General features: G+C 52.7%; 1 protein-coding gene. It reads right to left on the bottom strand.

The window, feature by feature from the left end:
- Window positions 1-575, bottom strand: a 575-nt coding sequence (locus AC1RPY_RS07615) for a hypothetical protein (RefSeq protein ID WP_481763085.1), incomplete at both ends; no start/stop codon positions are given.

Here is a 575-nt window from a genome sequence, read left to right as displayed (position 1 = left end):
ATCCAAAACTGTACGTACCAAATGCTCCTAGCAATACGTTACCGGCCGGAAGATTCAACCGCGCCCCGTTATTGGTCTGGGAAGCTATTGTTGGATTGCCCGCAGCCAAACCTGAAGATGAGACGTTGCTGGCTACTAGAGTGGGGTTATTTACGCGTTTATATGCGTACTGCACTGTCATTTGTGGGACTTGCGTATTACCAACTTGACCCGACCACGCAAATGGCGATCCCGGGAAGGCTTCATAATAGAACAAGCACTCATTCGCCATCACCGACAAGTCCTTGAATTCGAAGCCCGTATAGGATGGGCCCTGTTCGAGCTGCACCTCAGTGATCAGCGCCGTGAACGTGCCGGGTGCCGCCGTCGTAGCCAGCTGGAACCGCAGATAGTGATTGGTGCCCAGCGTCTTTCCCACAACCGAAGGAATGCTAAATGTCTGCTGACATCTCGTCCATGTATTTGCCGGCACCGCAATAGGCGTTCCTGATAGCGTCACTGTACTCGAACCGCCAGACCCGAAGTTCTGGAACAGCGAAGGGGTAAACGACATGCCCTTTGATACGTTGATCAAG

Source organism: Dellaglioa sp. CoH-56-MRSF-12, from assembly GCF_056782075.1.
The sequence above is the reverse complement of the archived record's forward strand: the minus strand, read 5'-3'. Positions and strand labels throughout refer to the sequence as shown.